This is a genomic window from Silvimonas soli, assembly GCF_030035605.1.
Taxonomy (GTDB): Bacteria; Pseudomonadota; Gammaproteobacteria; order Burkholderiales; family Chitinibacteraceae; genus Silvimonas; species Silvimonas soli.
This window is the reverse complement of sequence record NZ_CP106736.1, coordinates 3,109,087-3,126,969: the sequence shown is the minus strand read 5'-3', so window position 1 is coordinate 3,126,969 and position 17,883 is coordinate 3,109,087. Positions and strand designations below refer to the sequence as shown.

Below are 17,883 nucleotides of genomic sequence, written 5' to 3'. Positions count from 1 at the left end.
TTAAGCCGCCTTTTGCGCCAGGATGGTACGAACGCGCGCAATATCCTTGCGCACCCGGTTGATTTCGGTGTTTTTTGCCAGCTGGCCGGTGGCGTGCTGCATACGCAGACTGAACTGCGCTTTCAGCAACGCAGTCAGTTCGCTCTTCAGCTCGCCTTCGGATTTTTGACGAAGTTCAGCAGCTTTCATCATTGCCCCACTTGACGAGAGACGAAGGACACTGCGAACGGCAGCTTGGCCGAGGCCAGACGGAAGGCTTCGCGAGCGATTTCTTCTGCCACACCATCCAGTTCGTAGAGCACTTTGCCTGGTTGAATTTCAGCAACCCAGTATTCCGGGCTACCCTTACCGTTACCCATCCGCACTTCGGCAGGCTTGGTCGAGATTGGTTTGTCCGGGAATACACGGATCCACACACGACCGCCACGCTTGATGTAACGGGTAATAGCACGACGGGCAGACTCGATCTGACGCGCGGTCAGACGGCCACGACCCATTGCCTTCAGGCCGAAGGTGCCGAACGCAACGCTGTTACCGCGAGTAGCGATACCAGTGTTACGGCCCTTTTGAACCTTACGGTATTTAAGTCTAGTTGGCTGCAGCATTGCGAGGCCCCTTACGTTCACGCTTGCGTGTTTCTACCGGTTCTTGTGCAGCCTTTTCGCCTGGCTTCACTTCGCCTTTGTAGACCCAAACTTTGATACCGATGATGCCGTAAGTGGTCTGCGCTTCCGAAGTCGCGTAGTCAATGTCGGCACGCAGGGTATGCAAAGGCACGCGGCCTTCGCGATACCATTCGGTACGCGCAATTTCGATACCATTCAGACGACCGGACGACATGATCTTGATGCCTTGGGCACCCAGACGCATGGCGTTCTGCATCGCACGCTTCATGGCACGACGGAACATCACACGCTTTTCAAGTTGCGAAGCGATGCTGTCAGCGATGATTTGCGCGTCGATTTCCGGCTTGCGAACTTCTTCGATGTTCACATGGACCGGCACCTTCAGGATGCCTTGCAGCTGACCCTTCAGGACTTCGATGTCTTCGCCCTTCTTGCCGATCACAACACCCGGACGTGCAGTGTGGATAGTGATCTTGGCATTCTTGGCCGGACGCTCGATAACCACGCGGCTAACCGAAGCATTTGCCAGCTTCTTCTTCAGGAATGCGCGGACTTCAACATCTTCCGTCAGCATCTTGCTGAAGTTTTTGCTGTTTGCGTACCAGCGCGAAGCCCAGTTTTTTGTTACAGCCAGACGGAAACCCGTCGGATGAATTTTCTGACCCATAATCGCTCCTTAGTCGCCAACAGTCAGCGTGATGTGGCAGGTTTGCTTCTCAATGCGATTGCCGCGGCCTTTGGCACGAGCGGAAAAACGCTTGAGGGATGGACCCTTATCCACATAAATGGTGGCGACCTTGAGTGAATCGATATCGGCGCCTTCATTGTGCTCGGCGTTGGCGATAGCGGATTCCAGTACTTTCTTGATCAGCACTGCGCCCTTTTTAGGGCTAAAGGCCAGGATATTAAGTGCTTGCTCAACCGGCTTGCCACGAACGAGATCAGCAACAAGGCGTGCCTTTTGGGCGGAGAGACGAGCACTGCTCAGTACAGCGGATACTTGCATGTCATCACCTTAGCGCTTGGCTTTCTTGTCGGCGGCATGGCCTTTGAAAGTACGGGTGAGTGCGAACTCGCCCAACTTGTGGCCAACCATGTTTTCGTTCACATATACCGGCACGTGTTGCTTGCCGTTATGCACAGCGATCGTCAGACCGACGAAGTCTGGCAGAACGGTAGAACGACGCGACCAGGTCTTGATTGGGCGCTTGTCGTTCGAACCACGCGCAGCCTCGATCTTCTTGATCAGGTGCAGGTCAACGAACGGGCCCTTCTTGATAGAACGTGCCATGTTCAATTACCTCTTATTCGCAGGACGGCGACGAACGCGCATGCCATCGGTACGTTTGTTGTTACGGGTACGGTAGCCCTTGGTCGGCTGGCCCCATGGGCTAACCGGCACACGACCTTCACCAGTACGACCCTCACCACCACCGTGTGGGTGATCGATCGGGTTCATTGCAGTACCACGAACGGTCGGGCGAATACCCAACCAGCGTTTGGCACCAGCTTTACCGTAAGAACGCAGGCTATGCTCTTCGTTACCAACTTCACCCAGGGTGGCGCGGCAGTCGATGTGTACCTTGCGGATTTCGCCAGAGCGCAAACGCAATTGAGCGTAAGCACCTTCGCGAGCCAGCAATTGAACACTAACACCAGCCGAACGAGCCAGCTGAGCACCCTTACCAGGCTGCAGTTCAACGCAATGGATGGTGGAACCCACCGGAATATTGCGGATCGGCAGCGCGTTACCAGCCTTGATCGGAGCATCTGCACCGGAAACGACAGTCGCACCAGCTTTCACGCCCTTAGGCGCGATGATGTAGCGACGTTCGCCATCAGCGTAGCACAGCAGCGCGATATTGGCGGTACGGTTCGGATCGTATTCAAGGCGTTCAACCTTGGCGACGATACCGTCCTTGTTACGCTTGAAGTCGATGATCCGATAGTGTTGCTTGTGACCACCACCCTTATGACGGGTTGTGATAACACCACGGTTGTTACGACCGGCGGTCTTGGATTGCGGCTCGAGCAGGGGCGCGTATGGCGCACCTTTGTGCAGGTCGGGATTAACAACCTTCACTACTGCGCGGCGACCGGCAGACGTCGGTTTTACTTTTACCAATGCCATTTTTCAGTCTCCCTTATTGCGCAGCCGCAAGGTCGATTTCCTGGCCGGCAGCAAGGCTGATATAAGCCTTCTTCCAGCTGGCACGACGACCAGTGAAACGACCATGACGCTTGACCTTGCCATGCACGTTCAGAACTTGCACAGCCTCAACTTTGACCTTGAACAGCAGTTCAACTGCAGCCTTGATCTCAGCCTTGGTCGCGTCAACCGACACGCGGAACACGATCTGCTCATTCTTGTCAGCGATCATGGTCGACTTTTCAGAGACGACCGGAGCGCGCAGAACCTGCAGCAGACGGTTTTCAGTAAATTGCGTCATGCGAACATCTCCTCGAAGGCAGCCAGCGCATCGCGGGTCAGCACAACCTTCTTGAAACGCACGAGGCTGACCGGATCGGCCTGCGACGGCTCCAGCACCAGCACATTGGCCAGATTGCGGGAAGCGAGGTACAGGTTTTCGTCCAGTTCCTTCGTGATGATCAGCGCGGATTCCAGCTTCAGCGACTCCAGCTTTTGCACGAAAGACTTGGTCTTCGGTGCGTCCAGCTTGATGTCGTCAACGATAACCAGACGATCTTCACGAACCAGTTGCGACAGAATGGTCGCGATACCGGCGCGGTACATCTTGCGGTTAACTTTGTGGCTGAAATTTTCGTCCGGGCTATTCGGGAAAATACGACCACCACCACGCCACAGAGGCGAGGAAGTCATACCAGCGCGAGCACGACCGGTGCCCTTTTGCTTGAATGGCTTCTTGGTGGAGTGATTGACCTGTTCACGGTCTTTCTGTGCACGATTACCGCTGCGAGCGTTCGCGAAGTAAGCGGTCACAACCTGGTGAACCAGCGCTTCGTTGAATTCACGCGCAAACAGGGCATCAGAGCCGGCGACGGCAGCTTGCGCCTCGCCACTTGCATTAATGACTTTAAGTTCCATTACGCACCTGCCTTCACACTCGGGCGAACGACAACGTCATTACCCTTGGAGCCCGGCACTGCGCCGCGAACCAACAGCAATTGACGCTCAACGTCGATACGGACGACTTCCAGGTTTTGCACGGTACGCTTGACGTTACCAAGCTGACCAGCCATGCGCTTACCCGGGAAAACACGACCCGGATCTTGCGCCATACCAATGGAACCCGGCGTATTGTGCGAGCGCGAGTTACCGTGAGTAGCACGATTGGAACTGAAGTTGTGGCGCTTGATAACACCGGAGAAGCCCTTACCCTGGCTAGTACCGGAGACATCTACCAATTGACCAACAGTGAACAGTTCAACGGACAGCGCATCACCCGCCTTCAGATCAGACAGTTTTTCAACTGGCACACGGAACTCAACGAGATCCAGACCAGCTTCAACGCCTGCTTTGGCAAAGTGACCGGCTTCCGCCTTGTTCACACGATTGGCCTTCTTTGCACCGAAAGTAACCTGAACGGCTGCATAGCCATCAGTTTCCGGCGACTTGACTTGCGTGACGCGATTAGCAGTCATGTCCAGCACCGTTACTGGAATGGACGCGCCATCCTCAGCAAAGACACGGGTCATGCCGACTTTACGTCCGACGAGACCTAAGCTCATAGTTATTTCCTTTTCAGGGCCGATTTCGATTGACCGGCAAATAACCGTTAATTAAAAAAAACGAGCTTACCGTTAAAAAACCGGTAAGCCCGCGATATTAGCACTAAATTTCCTGTCTTTGCAAGCACTTAGCTCGCTCAAACCAAAATCCATGCTCTCATTCTATTTGGTCGTGAGACCCTGCTGCGGGCAAAGCGGTTATTCCGCCCTGCCCGCGCCGCATTATTGCAGCTTGATCTCGACGTCCACACCAGCTGGAAGATCCAGTTTCATCAGTGCGTCAACAGTCTTGTCGGTAGGATCGACAATATCCATCAGGCGCAGATGGGTACGGATTTCGAACTGGTCGCGCGAAGTCTTGTTCACGTGCGGCGAACGCAGAACGTCGAAACGTTCGATTTTCGTCGGCAACGGAACCGGACCCTTCACAACAGCACCGGTACGCTTGGCTGTATCAACGATTTCCTGCGCGGAACGGTCGATCAGGGCGTAGTCGAATGCTTTCAGGCGGATACGAATTTTTTGGTTTTGCATGTCAGTGCCTTATTCCAGAACCTTGGCAACCACACCGGCGCCAACGGTACGGCCACCTTCGCGGATCGCGAAGCGCAGGCCTTGTTCCATTGCGATCGGTGCAATCAGGGCAACAGTGATGGTCACGTTGTCACCTGGCATCACCATTTCAGTACCTTCCGGCAGGCTGATCGCGCCAGTCACGTCGGTAGTACGGAAGTAGAACTGCGGACGGTAGTTGCTGAAGAACGGGGTGTGACGACCACCTTCGTCTTTCGACAACACGTAGATTTCTGCAGTGAACTTGGTGTGCGGTGTGATCGAACCCGGCTTGGCCAGAACCTGACCACGCTGGACGTCTTCACGCTTGGTACCGCGCAGCAGCGCGCCGATGTTGTCGCCAGCCTGACCTTGATCCAGCAGCTTGCGGAACATTTCCACGCCGGTGCAGGTGGTCTTGACAGTCGGAACGATACCGACGATTTCCAGTTCTTCGCCAACCTTGATGATGCCGCGCTCAACACGACCAGTCACCACAGTACCGCGACCGGAGATCGAGAACACATCTTCCACTGGCATCAGGAACGTACCGTCAACAGCACGCTCTGGCTCAGGGATGTAGCTGTCCAGTGCATCAGCCAGACGGAAGATCGCCGGTTCGCCGATTTCAGACTGGTCGCCGTTCAGTGCCAGCATGGCGGAACCGTGGATGATCGGTGTGTCGTCGCCCGGGAAGTCATACTTCGACAGCAGGTCGCGCACTTCCATTTCAACCAGTTCCAGCAGTTCGGCATCATCAACCATGTCGCACTTGTTCAGGAACACCAGAATGTAAGGCACACCCACCTGACGGGCCAGCAGGATGTGTTCACGTGTTTGCGGCATAGGGCCGTCAGCAGCGGAACACACCAGGATCGCGCCGTCCATCTGCGCAGCACCGGTGATCATGTTCTTCACATAGTCAGCGTGGCCCGGGCAGTCAACGTGTGCGTAGTGACGCTTTTCGGTTTCGTATTCAACGTGTGCGGTGTTGATCGTGATACCGCGAGCCTTTTCTTCCGGCGCGCTGTCGATCTGGGCGTAGCCCTTGGCTTCGCCACCGAACTTGCGGGACAGGATCGTGGTGATAGCAGCTGTCAGCGTGGTCTTGCCATGGTCAACGTGACCAATCGTGCCAACGTTTACGTGCGGTTTTGTCCGCGCAAACTTTTCCTTTGCCATTTTACTAATTCCTTGATTTTCTGAATTCAGTAGTTATAGCCCGGCAATATGCGCCGGGCTACGCACAATTACTTTTTGTTAGCCATGATCGCGTCGGCAACGTGCTTCGGTGCTTGCGAGTAGTGCTTGAACTCCATGGAGTACGTAGCACGACCCTGCGACATCGAACGCAGCGTAGTCGAATAACCGAACATTTCCGACAGTGGCACTTCAACCTTGACCATCTTGCCACCGGCCGGGTTGTCATCCATACCCTGGATGATACCGCGACGGGAGGACAGATCGCCCATGATGTCGCCCATGTATTCTTCCGGTGTTTCGATTTCCACGGCCATCATCGGCTCGAGGATAACGGCACCGGCACGACGCATTGCTTCTTTGAACGCCAGCGAGCCGGCCAGTTCAAACGCGATTTGCGACGAGTCAACATCATGGTACGAACCAAAGGTCAGGCGCACGGAAACGTCGACCACCGGGAAGCCAGCCAAAACACCAGCCTTGAGCGTGTTCTGGATACCCTTGTCCACCGACGGGATGAATTCGCGAGGAATCGTACCACCCTTGATTTCGTCGAAGAACTGGTAACCCTTGCCTTCGCCCGAAGGTTCGACAGTGATCACGCAATGGCCGTACTGACCCTTACCACCGGACTGCTTGGCGTGCTTGCCTTCGATATCCTTCGCCACTTGGGTGATGGTTTCGCGGTAAGCAACTTGCGGAGCGCCAACGTTGGCTTCAACGCCGAACTCACGCTTCATGCGGTCAACCAGAATTTCCAGGTGAAGCTCACCCATACCGGAAATGATGGTTTGGCCCGATTCTTCATCAGTACGCACGCGGAACGAAGGATCTTCCTTGGCCAGGCGGTTCAGGGCAACGCCCATCTTTTCCTGGTCAGCCTTGGTCTTCGGCTCCACAGCAACGTGAATAACCGGCTCAGGGAAAATCATGCGCTCAAGAATGATCGGAGCATCGAGTGCACACAGGGTTTCACCTGTGGTCACGTCCTTCAGGCCAATCGCAGCAGCGATATCGCCAGCATGGACTTCTTCGATTTCCTTACGATCGTTAGCGTGCATCTGCACGATACGACCGATACGCTCTTTACGGTCTTTCACCGAGTTCAGAACGGAATCACCTTGCTTGACCACGCCGGAATAGACACGGAAGAAGGTCAATTGACCAACGTACGGGTCATTCATCAGCTTGAATGCCAGCGCCGAGAACGGTGCAGTATCCGAAGGCTCACGCGAAGTCGGTTGTTCACGATCATCCGTACCGGCAACGGCAGGAATATCAACCGGCGACGGCAGGAATTCGATCACGGCGTCGAGCATGCGTTGCACGCCCTTGTTCTTGAACGCGGTACCGCAAAGCATTGGCTGGATTTCGCAAGCCAGCGTACGAGCACGGATGGCCTGAACGATTTCTTCTTCGGTCAGAGTACCTTCTTCAAGGTACTTGTTCATCAGTTCTTCGTTGGCTTCAGCAGCGGACTCGACCAGCTTTTCACGCCATTCTTCAGCGAGGGACTGCAGATCGGCCGGGATGTCGCGGTATTCAAACTTCATACCTTGCGAAGCTTCATCCCAGTAAATGGCTTGCATCTTGACCAGATCAACCACGCCTTCAAACTTGTCTTCTGCACCGATAGGAATAACAACCGGTACAGGATTAGCTTTCAGACGAGTCTTCATCTGCTCAACAACGCGGAAGAAGTTGGCACCTTGACGGTCCATCTTGTTCACGAACGCCAGACGCGGAACCTTGTACTTGTTAGCTTGACGCCAAACAGTTTCAGATTGCGGCTGAACGCCACCGACCGCGCAATAAACCATACACGCGCCATCAAGAACACGCATGGAACGCTCAACTTCAATCGTGAAGTCAACGTGACCCGGGGTGTCAATGATGTTGAAGCGGTGTTCCTGGAACTGCATACCCATACCTTTCCAGAAGGTAGTGGTAGCAGCCGAGGTAATGGTAATGCCGCGCTCTTGCTCTTGCTCCATCCAGTCCATTGTGGCAGCGCCGTCGTGAACTTCACCAATTTTGTGGTTCACGCCGGTATAGAACAGAATGCGCTCAGTCGTGGTGGTCTTGCCTGCATCGATGTGAGCGGAAATACCAATGTTACGGTAACGCTCAATGGGGGTATTACGAGCCACGATGTTTTCCTTAAGCTTTTTGCGTTAGAAGCGGTAGTGAGCGAACGCCTTGTTCGCTTCTGCCATGCGGTGCACTTCGTCACGCTTCTTCATCGCGCCGCCGCGGCCTTCAGCCGCATCGAGCAGTTCACCGGCCAGACGCAGATCCATGGACTTTTCACCACGTTTGCGAGCCGCGTCACGCACCCAGCGCATCGCCAATGCCAAACGACGGCTAGGACGGACTTCGACTGGCACCTGGTAGTTGGCACCACCGACGCGACGGCTCTTAACCTCGACGATCGGTTTTGCGTTGTTGATCGCAGCCGAGAACACTTCCAGCGCAGACTTGCCGGTTTTCTTCTCGATCTGGGCCAGGGCACCGTAGATGATGCCTTCAGCAACGGCTTTCTTGCCGTCGATCATTACAACGTTCATGAATTTGGTCAGTTCCTGCGAACCGAACTTAGGATCCGGCAACACTTCGCGTTTCGGAACTTCTCTGCGTCTAGGCATGATATTACTTCCTTAATGTGACATTCAGTCGGGGAACTCAATCCCCACAGCCGCCCATGGGAGCGACCACTTACTCGACGGCTTTTATCTTGTGCGCCGCCGACCACACAAACCTTACGCCTTAGGGCGCTTGGCACCGTACTTGGAACGGGACTGCTTACGATCTTTAACACCTGCGGTATCGAGAGAACCGCGCACAGTGTGGTAACGCACACCTGGCAAATCCTTCACACGACCGCCGCGGATCAGCACAACACTGTGTTCTTGCAGGTTGTGGCCTTCACCACCGATGTACGAAATCACTTCGAAGCCGTTGGTCAGACGCACTTTGCAAACTTTACGCAGCGCGGAGTTCGGCTTCTTAGGTGTTGTGGTGTACACACGGGTGCATACGCCACGCTTTTGAGGGCAGGCTTCGAGCGCAGGAACTTTGCTCTTGACCACTTCCTTCTCGCGGCCCTTGCGGACCAGCTGATTGATAGTTGGCATTGTAAAAACTTCCTTGAGTTTACATCCCCTTGCGGGGCCTTTTTCTGGCCGCCCGACCATAAAAATCGAGCCGCCAAATGAAGCTAGCGACGCCCAGAAATACTGAGCGTCGCCAGAAAAGACCAAGATTGTAGAAAAATCAAGTCTTTGTCGTCAAGTGTTACTCTGACGATGAACGGTTACAGCGTGTCGCCAGACCCTGCAGTTGCGAAGGCTGCCTCAGCTGCAGCCAGCTCTGCTGAAGGTTCTCCGGCCACCGGGGCTGCCGCCGCACGCTTGCGCGAACGGTGATAAGCCAGACCGGTACCAGCCGGAATCAGACGACCCACAATCACGTTTTCCTTCAAACCGCGCAGATCATCGATCTTGCCCATGATCGCAGCTTCGGTCAGAACACGCGTTGTTTCCTGGAACGAAGCGGCCGAAATGAACGAGTCGGTCGACAACGATGCCTTGGTAATACCCAGCAAGATGTTGTCATACGAAGCGGGTTGCTTGCCTTCAGCGACCATGCGGTCGTTGATGGTCAGCACTTCAGCACGTTCAATCTGCTCACCCAGAATCAGGCCGGTATCACCTGCGGCGGAGACCACAACACGACGCAGCATCTGGCGAACGATCACCTCGATGTGCTTGTCGTTAATCTTCACACCTTGCAGACGGTACACTTCCTGCACTTCCTGGACGATGTAGCGAGCCAGCGCTTCGATACCTTGCAGACGCAAGATGTCATGCGGATCGATCGAGCCGTCAACGATGGTTTCACCGCGGTTCACAACCTGACCATCATGCACCATGACGTGTTTGTCTTTCGGGATCAGGTATTCGTGCGCCAGACCTTCCAGATCGGTAATGACCAGACGTTGCTTGCCCTTGGTGTCCTTACCGAACGAAACGGTACCGGTCACTTCAGCCAGCATACCGGCATCTTTCGGCGAACGTGCTTCGAACAGCTCGGCAACACGCGGCAGACCACCGGTAATATCGCGAGTCTTGGCAGTTTCTTGCGGAATACGCGCAATCACTTCACCCACACCCACAACCTGACCGTCCTTCACGGTAATGATCGAGCCGACCTGGAAGGTAATCGTCACCGGTGTTTCGGTGCCGGTCAGCTTCACATCGCGACCTTGCTCGTCCATCAGCCGCACCATTGGGCGCACGCCCTTGGTGTTGCCAGCCTTACGCTTCGGATCGATAACCACCAGAGTCGACAGGCCGGTTACATCATCAACCTGCTTGACCACGGTCGCGCCTTCTTCGACGTTGTCGAAGCGGATCTGACCTGCGTACTCGGTAATAACCGGACGGGTGTGTGGATCCCACGTACCCAGAACGCTACCCGCCTTGACCGGAGCACCGTCCTTGACCAGCAGGGTGGCACCGTACGGCACCTTGTGGCGTTCGCGTTCACGACCGGCATCATCCAGCACCAGAACTTCGGCCGAACGCGCCATGATCAGTTGCTCGCCCTTGGTGTTGGTCACGTAACGCATGTTGGCGCTGTACGCGATCTTACCGTTGGACTTGGTTTCAACCTGGCTAGCTGCTGCCGCCCGCGATGCCGCACCACCGATGTGGAACGTACGCATGGTCAGCTGGGTACCCGGCTCACCGATCGACTGAGCAGCGATAACGCCGACAGCTTCACCCGTGTTCACGCGGTAACCACGACCCAGATCGCGACCGTAGCAAGATGCGCACAGACCGTAACGGGTTTCGCAAGTCAGCGGAGTGCGTACACGCACTTCGTCAACGCCCATGGCATCGATCTGGTCAACTTCGTCTTCACCCAGGATGGTACCGGCTTCAATTGCCGTTTCCTGGCTGGACGGGTCAACCACGTCAACCGCGGCTACGCGACCCAGAATACGGTCACGCAGTGCCTCAATCACGTCACCGCCCTGCACCACCGCCTTCATGGTCACGCCGTTCTTGGTACCGCAATCTTCTTCGGTCACAACCAAGTCTTGCGTCACATCAACCAGACGACGTGTCAGGTAACCCGAGTTCGCAGTTTTCAATGCGGTATCGGCCAAACCTTTACGAGCACCGTGCGTCGAGTTGAAGTACTGCAGAACGGTCAAGCCTTCGCGGAAGTTGGTGGTAATCGGTGTCTCGATAATCGAGCCATCCGGCTTGGCCATCAAACCCCGCATCCCTGCCAACTGACGAATCTGCGCTGCGGAACCCCGGGCGCCGGAGTCAGCCATCATGTACAGCGAGTTGAAGGACTCTTGATCGACTTCCTTGCCTTCGCCGTTAATGACTTTCTCTTTACCCAACTGCTCCATCATCGCCTTGGCGATCTGGTCACCGGCACGACCCCAGATATCAACAACCTTGTTGTAACGCTCGCCCTGGGTAACCAGACCGGAGCTGTACTGTTGTTCGATTTCCTTCACTTCGGAGTGTGCTGCAGCCAGCAGTTCAATTTTCTTGGCCGGGATCAGCATGTCATCGACGCAAATCGACACACCACCACGCGTGGAGTACGCGAAACCGGTGTACATCAATTGGTCAGCAAACACGACAGTGTCTTTCAGACCGCAACGACGGAACGATGCATTGATCAAACGACCAATTTCTTTCTTTTTCAGCGACTTGTTGATGTAGCTGAAGTCCAGGCCCTTAGGCAAGATTTCCGACAGGATGGCACGGCCGACGGTGGTCTCGCGACGCACCATCTTGCTCTGCCACTCACCGCCCTCGTCCTTGAACCATTCTTTCAGGCGCACGGAAACGCGCGACTGCAGGGTTACAACCTTGTTCTCGTAAGCGCGCTGGGCTTCTTTCACGTCGATAAACGACATGCCTTCACCTGCAGCATTCACCGCTTCGCGAGTCATGTAGTACAGACCCAGCACGATATCCTGCGACGGCACAATGATCGGCTCGCCGTTGGCTGGCGACAGCACGTTGTTGGAGGCCAGCATCAGCGTGCGGGCTTCCATTTGCGCTTCCAGCGACAACGGAACGTGGACAGCCATCTGGTCACCGTCAAAGTCGGCGTTGAAGGCCGCGCAGACGAGTGGGTGCAGTTGGATAGCCTTGCCTTCGATCAGAACCGGCTCGAACGCCTGAATGCCCAAACGGTGCAGCGTAGGCGCACGGTTCAGCAGAATCGGATGTTCGCGAATCACTTCTTCCAGAATGTCCCACACCACCGCTTCTTGCGATTCGACCATTTTCTTGGCCGCTTTGATGGTGGTAGCCAGACCCATGACTTCCAGACGATGGAAGATGAACGGCTTGAACAGTTCCAGTGCCATCAGTTTCGGCAGGCCGCACTGATGCAGACGCAGGTATGGACCAACGGTAATAACCGAACGACCCGAGTAGTCAACGCGCTTACCCAGCAAGTTCTGACGGAAACGACCGCCCTTACCCTTGATCATGTCAGCCAGCGACTTCAGCGGACGCTTGTTGGCGCCAGTCATAGCCTTACCGCGACGACCGTTATCCAGCAGCGAATCAACGGACTCTTGCAACATGCGCTTTTCGTTGCGCACGATAATATCCGGCGCGCGCAATTCCAGCAGACGCTTCAGACGGTTGTTCCGGTTGATCACGCGACGATACAGATCATTCAGATCAGAGGTCGCGAAACGGCCACCATCCAGCGGCACCAGCGGACGCAGTTCTGGCGGCAGCACTGGCAGTACTTCCAGCACCATCCAGTCCGGCTTGATGCCCGACTTGTGGAATGCCTCGAGCACTTTCAGACGCTTGGCGATCTTCTTGATCTTGGTTTCGGACGAGGTCGATTCGAGTTCGGCACGCAGGGTGGCGATTTCGTTGTCGGCATCCAGATTGCGCAGCAGTTCACGGATACCTTCCGCTCCCATCAACGCCACGAATTCGTCGCCGTACTCTTCAACCTTGTCGAAGTAGTCTTCTTCGGTCAGCAGTTGACCGCGCTGCAGCGGGGTCATACCCGGCTCAGTCACGATGAATGCTTCGAAATACAGAACACGTTCGATATCGCGCAGGGCGATATCCAGCACCATACCCAGACGCGACGGCAGGCTCTTCAGGAACCAGATGTGCGCGACTGGGCTAGCCAGTTCAATGTGGCCCATGCGTTCACGGCGAACTTTGGACAGCGTGACTTCAACGCCGCACTTTTCGCAGATCACACCACGGTGCTTCAGACGCTTGTACTTACCGCACAAGCATTCGTAATCTTTGATTGGCCCGAAAATACGAGCGCAAAACAGACCATCGCGTTCAGGCTTGAACGTACGATAGTTGATGGTTTCCGGCTTCTTCACTTCACCATAGGACCACGAACGGATTTTCTCCGGCGACGCCAGACCAATCTTGATCGCGTCAAATTCTTCGTCCTGAGTGACTTGCTTGAAGAGTTCGAGTAAGCCTTTCATCTCTATCTTTCTCCTGTGAGGGTGAGGAAGTCAGGTGTGAGGTACCTGCTCGCAATCCGCGGCGGGCACCCCTCACACCTCACATGGTTCAGTTCGTTTCCAGATCGATATCAATACCAAGCGAGCGGATTTCCTTCACCAACACATTGAAGGATTCCGGCATGCCGGCGTCGATACGGTGGTCGCCCTTGACGATGTTCTCGTAGACCTTGGTCCGGCCGTTCACATCATCAGACTTCACAGTCAGCATTTCCTGCAGGGTGTACGCCGCGCCGTATGCTTCCAGTGCCCAAACTTCCATTTCCCCGAAGCGCTGACCACCGAACTGGGCTTTACCACCCAGCGGCTGTTGCGTTACCAGCGAGTACGGACCAGTGGAACGGGCATGCATCTTGTCATCAACCAGGTGATGCAGTTTCAGATAGTGCATGACACCGACGGATACCTTACGTTCAAACGGCTCACCTGTGCGGCCATCAAACAGCTGCATCTGGGTCTTGCTCGAATTGAAGTCCAGCAGTTGCGTGCGTGGGTCTTCATCCGGGTAAGCCAGTTCCAGCATAGTGTGGATTTCGCTTTCCTTCGCGCCATCAAACACCGGGCTGGCAAACGCCATCCCCTTACGCAGACCACCGGCCAGACGCAGGACTTCGTTATCAGCCAGACCAGCAATGTCTTCTTGCTTGCCGGTCGAGTTGTAGATCTTGTCCAGGTATTCGCGCACTTCGGCCACAGCGCGTTGTTCACGCAGCATGTTGTCGATACGTTGACCGATACCCTTGGCCGCCCAACCGAGGTGGACTTCCAGAATCTGGCCAATGTTCATCCGCGACGGCACGCCCAGCGGGTTCAGCACGATGTCCACTGTTGTACCATCAGCCATGTACGGCAGATCTTCAACCGGCAGAATCTTCGAAACCACACCCTTGTTACCGTGACGACCGGCCATCTTGTCGCCCGGTTGCAGGCGACGCTTCACAGCCACGTACACCTTGACCATCTTGATCACGCCTGGCGGCAGTTCATCGCCCTGGGTGAGCTTGCGCTTCTTGTCTTCAAAGCGCAGATCAAAGTCGGCCTTCATTTGCGCAACCAGATCTTTCATCGATTCCAGTTGGCGGGCAGCATCTTCATCAGCCAGACGAATATCGAACCAGTCTTGACGCGGGGTCAGATCGGCCAGGTATTCCTTGGTGATTTCAGCACCCTTGGCAAGACGCTTCGGACCACCGTTCACAACCTTACCAACGATCATGCGCTCAATACGCTCGAACAAGTCGTTTTCAACGATACGCAGTTGATCGTTCAAGTCAGTGCGATAGCGACGCAGTTGCTCATCGATAATGGCCTGGGCACGCTTGTCGCGCTCCACGCCTTCACGAGTAAACACCTGCACGTCGATCACGGTACCGGTCATGCCTGAAGGCACGCGCAGCGAAGTGTCTTTAACGTCAGACGCTTTTTCACCGAAGATGGCGCGCAGCAGCTTTTCTTCTGGTGTCAGCTGGGTTTCACCCTTAGGTGTTACCTTGCCGACCAGCACGTCGCCGGCTTCAACTTCAGCCCCGATGTAAACCACACCGGACTCATCCAGACGGCCCAGCATGCGCTCGGACAGATTGGAGATATCACGGGTAATTTCTTCAGGCCCGAGCTTGGTATCACGCGCCATCACCGAAAGTTCTTCGATGTGGATCGAGGTGTAGCGATCTTCTGCAACCACCTTCTCGGAGATCAAGATCGAATCTTCGAAGTTGTAACCATTCCACGGCATGAACGCGATGGTCATGTTCTGACCCAGCGCCATTTCACCCAGATCGGTCGAAGCGCCGTCGGCAATCACATCGCCCTTGGCAATGCGGTCGCCACGCTCAACAACTGGACGCTGGTTGATGTTGGTGTTCTGGTTGGAACGGGTGAATTTGGTCAGATTGTAGATATCTACACCGGTTTCACCTGCTGGCGTTTCATCATCGTTCACACGAATAACGATACGCGTTGCATCGACAAAGTCGACCACGCCGCCGCGCAGTGCCGCTACAGCCGTACCCGAGTCAACCGCACAAGTGCGTTCGATACCGGTACCAACCATTGGCTTTTCAGCGCGCAGGCAAGGTACAGCCTGACGTTGCATGTTCGAACCCATCAACGCACGGTTCGCATCATCGTGTTCCAGGAACGGAATCAGCGAAGCAGCAACCGACACGATCTGGCTTGGTGCCACGTCCATGTACTGCACGCGATCCGGCGTGGCGATAATGGTTTCGCCATGTTCACGGCAAGTGACCATGTCATCAATCAAAGTACCGGCAGCGTCCAGCTCGGCGTTAGCCTGAGCAATGACATACTTGCCTTCTTCAATCGCGGACAGGTATTCGATCTGGTCGGTAACCTTGCTGTCGATCACTTTGCGATACGGAGTCTCAAGGAAACCGTATTCGTTGGTGCGAGCGTAGCAAGACAACGAGTTAATCAGACCAATGTTCGGGCCTTCCGGTGTTTCAATCGGGCAAACACGACCGTAGTGAGTCGGATGCACGTCACGCACTTCAAAGCCAGCACGTTCACGAGTCAAACCACCTGGGCCCAGAGCAGAAACACGACGCTTGTGCGTGATTTCCGAGAGCGGGTTGGTCTGATCCATAAACTGCGACAGTTGCGACGAACCGAAGAACTCTTTGATTGCGGCCGAAACCGGCTTGGCATTGATCAGGTCATGCGGCATCAGGTTGTCGGATTCGGCTTGCGACAGACGTTCTTTGACCGCGCGCTCAACCCGCACCAGACCGGCACGGAACTGGTTCTCGGCCAATTCGCCAACTGAACGCACACGACGGTTACCCAAGTGATCGATGTCGTCCACTTCGCCACGGCCGTTACGCAGTTCGATCAGGATGCCGATCACAGCGATGATGTCGTCAACCGACAGAATGCCGTGGCCTTCCAGACCTTGCGGACCAACGCGTTCGTAGAACTTGCGTTGCCAGCCCGGTGCTTTTTCTTCCAGACGATCCGGATAAGCGCGACGGTTGAACTTCATGCGGCCCACAGCCGACAGATCGTAGCGATCTTCAGTGAAGAACAAACCGCGGAACAGTGCTTCCACTGCATCTTCGGTCGGCGGCTCACCAGGACGCATCATGCGATAGATGGCAACCTTGGCAGCGTACTGGTCAGCGACGTCGTCATTGCGCAAGCTGGCAGCAATGTACGCGCCTTGATCCAGGTCGTTGATGTACAGCACGCGCACTTCTGGCACGCCTGCTTGATCAAACTTGATGACGGTTTCTTCAGTGATCTCGTCATTACCACGCAGGATGATTTCACCGGTTTCCGGGTGAACCACGTTGTGCGCAGCAACGCGACCGATCAGGAAGTCTACCGGCACGGCCAGTTGCTTCAGACCAGCAGTCTGGATATCGCGAATACTCTTGGCGGTAATGCGCTTGTCTTTCTGGACCAGCACCTTGCCGTCTTCAGCAACGATATCAAACTTTGCAACGTCGCCCTTCAGGCGTTCCGGCACCAGCTCCATGAACAGGCCGTCTTTGCCCATACGGAAGGTGTCGGTGTCATAGAACTCTTCCAGCATGCGTTCTGGCGTGTAACCCAGCGCCTTGAGCAGGATGGAAACCGGCATCTTGCGACGACGGTCGATCCGGAAGAACAGCAAGTCCTTCGGGTCGAACTCGAAGTCCAGCCACGAGCCGCGGTACGGAATAATCCGTGCCGAGAACAGTAGCTTGCCCGAGCTGTGAGTCTTGCCCTTGTCGTGCTCAAAGAACACGCCCGGCGAGCGGTGCAGCTGCGACACAATGACACGCTCGGTGCCGTTGATCACAAACGAACCGTTACGTGTCATCAGCGGGATTTCGCCGAAGTACACGTCTTGTTCTTTAACTTCCTTGACGGTCGGCTTGGCTGCTTCGCGATCCATGATCACAAGGCGAACACGCGCACGCAAAGGCGCAGCAAACGTGATACCACGCTGCTGACATTCGATCACGTCAAACGGTGGCTCGCCCAATACATAATGGACGAACTCAAGACGCGCATTCTCGTTGTGCGACACAATCGGAAAAATGGATGTGAACGCAGCCTGAAGGCCGACAACGGTACGGTCGGCAATCGCAGTGCCCAACTGAATGAACTCGTTATACGAGTCAATCTGGGTAGCCAGCAAGAACGGAACGTCGAGAACGTTCGCGCGCTTTGCAAAGCTCTTACGAATGCGTTTCTTCTCAGTGAACGAGTAATTCATACTCACAAGCTCTC

At 55.2% G+C, this 17,883-nt stretch carries 16 protein-coding genes; all 16 read right to left on the bottom strand.

From position 1 onward, the window contains the following. Complete coding sequence (gene rpmC / locus N7220_RS14370) at nt 1–189, bottom strand: 50S ribosomal protein L29 (protein ID WP_283151449.1); 189 nt, start codon at nt 187–189, stop codon at nt 1–3. Then, entirely contained in the window at nt 189–605 is a 417-nt protein-coding gene (gene rplP, locus N7220_RS14365; protein WP_184100438.1) for a 50S ribosomal protein L16, read from the bottom strand. Before rplP ends, rpmC begins: the two co-directional genes overlap by 1 nt. Beyond that, on the bottom strand, nt 589–1,293 hold the full coding sequence (gene rpsC, locus N7220_RS14360) for a 30S ribosomal protein S3 (protein ID WP_283148207.1): 705 nt from the start codon (nt 1,291–1,293) through the stop codon (nt 589–591). Before rpsC ends, rplP begins: the two co-directional genes overlap by 17 nt. A gap of 9 nt (nt 1,294–1,302) precedes the next feature. Beyond that, entirely contained in the window at nt 1,303–1,632 is a 330-nt protein-coding gene (rplV, locus tag N7220_RS14355) for a 50S ribosomal protein L22 (protein ID WP_283148206.1), read from the bottom strand. 9 nt (nt 1,633–1,641) lie between these two features. After that, nucleotides 1,642–1,917, bottom strand: coding sequence for a 30S ribosomal protein S19 (gene rpsS, locus N7220_RS14350; protein WP_084088501.1), 276 nt, complete (start codon nt 1,915–1,917; stop codon nt 1,642–1,644). 6 nt (nt 1,918–1,923) lie between these two features. Beyond that, the gene (gene rplB, locus N7220_RS14345) at nt 1,924–2,757 is read right to left on the bottom strand and encodes a 50S ribosomal protein L2 (RefSeq protein WP_283148205.1); all 834 of its coding nucleotides are present in this window, start codon (nt 2,755–2,757) and stop codon (nt 1,924–1,926) included. Nucleotides 2,758–2,770: 13 nt separating this feature from the next. After that, nucleotides 2,771–3,076, bottom strand: a complete 306-nt coding sequence (rplW, locus tag N7220_RS14340) for a 50S ribosomal protein L23 (protein ID WP_283148204.1) — start codon at nt 3,074–3,076, stop codon at nt 2,771–2,773. Continuing rightward, nucleotides 3,073–3,693: a 50S ribosomal protein L4 gene (gene rplD, locus N7220_RS14335; RefSeq protein ID WP_283148203.1), complete on the bottom strand. Its 621-nt coding sequence runs from the start codon at nt 3,691–3,693 to the stop codon at nt 3,073–3,075. Before rplD ends, rplW begins: the two co-directional genes overlap by 4 nt. Beyond that, nucleotides 3,693–4,337 carry a 50S ribosomal protein L3 gene (rplC, locus tag N7220_RS14330; RefSeq protein WP_283148202.1) on the bottom strand — a complete coding sequence of 215 codons (645 nt, stop codon included), beginning with the start codon at nt 4,335–4,337 and terminating at the stop codon, nt 3,693–3,695. The genes rplD and rplC overlap by 1 nt, the downstream gene beginning before the upstream one ends. Before the next feature lie 222 nt (nt 4,338–4,559). Beyond that, on the bottom strand, nt 4,560–4,871 hold the full coding sequence (gene rpsJ, locus N7220_RS14325; RefSeq protein WP_053939980.1) for a 30S ribosomal protein S10: 312 nt from the start codon (nt 4,869–4,871) through the stop codon (nt 4,560–4,562). A gap of 9 nt (nt 4,872–4,880) precedes the next feature. Beyond that, nucleotides 4,881–6,071 (bottom strand): elongation factor Tu, encoded by a 1,191-nt coding sequence (tuf, locus tag N7220_RS14320; protein ID WP_283148192.1) that lies wholly within the window; start codon nt 6,069–6,071, stop codon nt 4,881–4,883. A 68-nt stretch (nt 6,072–6,139) separates the two neighbouring features. Next, nucleotides 6,140–8,239 (bottom strand): elongation factor G, encoded by a 2,100-nt coding sequence (fusA, locus tag N7220_RS14315; protein WP_283148201.1) that lies wholly within the window; start codon nt 8,237–8,239, stop codon nt 6,140–6,142. A 24-nt stretch (nt 8,240–8,263) separates the two neighbouring features. Continuing rightward, complete coding sequence (gene rpsG / locus N7220_RS14310; protein ID WP_283148200.1) at nt 8,264–8,734, bottom strand: 30S ribosomal protein S7; 471 nt, start codon at nt 8,732–8,734, stop codon at nt 8,264–8,266. 114 nt (nt 8,735–8,848) lie between these two features. Beyond that, complete coding sequence (gene rpsL, locus N7220_RS14305) at nt 8,849–9,223, bottom strand: 30S ribosomal protein S12 (protein WP_053938749.1); 375 nt, start codon at nt 9,221–9,223, stop codon at nt 8,849–8,851. A gap of 179 nt (nt 9,224–9,402) precedes the next feature. Beyond that, a complete protein-coding gene (gene rpoC / locus N7220_RS14300) occupies nt 9,403–13,608 on the bottom strand; it encodes a DNA-directed RNA polymerase subunit beta' (protein WP_283148199.1) in 4,206 nt (1,401 codons plus the stop codon). Nucleotides 13,609–13,696: 88 nt separating this feature from the next. After that, the gene (rpoB, locus tag N7220_RS14295; RefSeq protein WP_283148198.1) at nt 13,697–17,869 is read right to left on the bottom strand and encodes a DNA-directed RNA polymerase subunit beta; all 4,173 of its coding nucleotides are present in this window, start codon (nt 17,867–17,869) and stop codon (nt 13,697–13,699) included. Nucleotides 17,870–17,883 lie beyond the last annotated feature (14 nt).

What these genes read in the sequence shown, in the direction of transcription:
- rpmC (WP_283151449.1), bottom strand. Translation starts at nt 189, where the DNA reads ATGAAAGCTGCTGAACTTCGTCAAAAATCCGAAGGCGAGCTGAAGAGC.
- rplP (WP_184100438.1), bottom strand. Translation starts at nt 605, where the DNA reads ATGCTGCAGCCAACTAGACTTAAATACCGTAAGGTTCAAAAGGGCCGT.
- rpsC (WP_283148207.1), bottom strand. Translation starts at nt 1,293, where the DNA reads ATGGGTCAGAAAATTCATCCGACGGGTTTCCGTCTGGCTGTAACAAAA.
- rplV (WP_283148206.1), bottom strand. Translation starts at nt 1,632, where the DNA reads ATGCAAGTATCCGCTGTACTGAGCAGTGCTCGTCTCTCCGCCCAAAAG.
- rpsS (WP_084088501.1), bottom strand. Translation starts at nt 1,917, where the DNA reads ATGGCACGTTCTATCAAGAAGGGCCCGTTCGTTGACCTGCACCTGATC.
- rplB (WP_283148205.1), bottom strand. Translation starts at nt 2,757, where the DNA reads ATGGCATTGGTAAAAGTAAAACCGACGTCTGCCGGTCGCCGCGCAGTA.
- rplW (WP_283148204.1), bottom strand. Translation starts at nt 3,076, where the DNA reads ATGACGCAATTTACTGAAAACCGTCTGCTGCAGGTTCTGCGCGCTCCG.
- rplD (WP_283148203.1), bottom strand. Translation starts at nt 3,693, where the DNA reads ATGGAACTTAAAGTCATTAATGCAAGTGGCGAGGCGCAAGCTGCCGTC.
- rplC (WP_283148202.1), bottom strand. Translation starts at nt 4,337, where the DNA reads ATGAGCTTAGGTCTCGTCGGACGTAAAGTCGGCATGACCCGTGTCTTT.
- rpsJ (WP_053939980.1), bottom strand. Translation starts at nt 4,871, where the DNA reads ATGCAAAACCAAAAAATTCGTATCCGCCTGAAAGCATTCGACTACGCC.
- tuf (WP_283148192.1), bottom strand. Translation starts at nt 6,071, where the DNA reads ATGGCAAAGGAAAAGTTTGCGCGGACAAAACCGCACGTAAACGTTGGC.
- rpsG (WP_283148200.1), bottom strand. Translation starts at nt 8,734, where the DNA reads ATGCCTAGACGCAGAGAAGTTCCGAAACGCGAAGTGTTGCCGGATCCT.
- rpsL (WP_053938749.1), bottom strand. Translation starts at nt 9,223, where the DNA reads ATGCCAACTATCAATCAGCTGGTCCGCAAGGGCCGCGAGAAGGAAGTG.
- rpoC (WP_283148199.1), bottom strand. Translation starts at nt 13,608, where the DNA reads ATGAAAGGCTTACTCGAACTCTTCAAGCAAGTCACTCAGGACGAAGAA.
- rpoB (WP_283148198.1), bottom strand. Translation starts at nt 17,869, where the DNA reads ATGAATTACTCGTTCACTGAGAAGAAACGCATTCGTAAGAGCTTTGCA.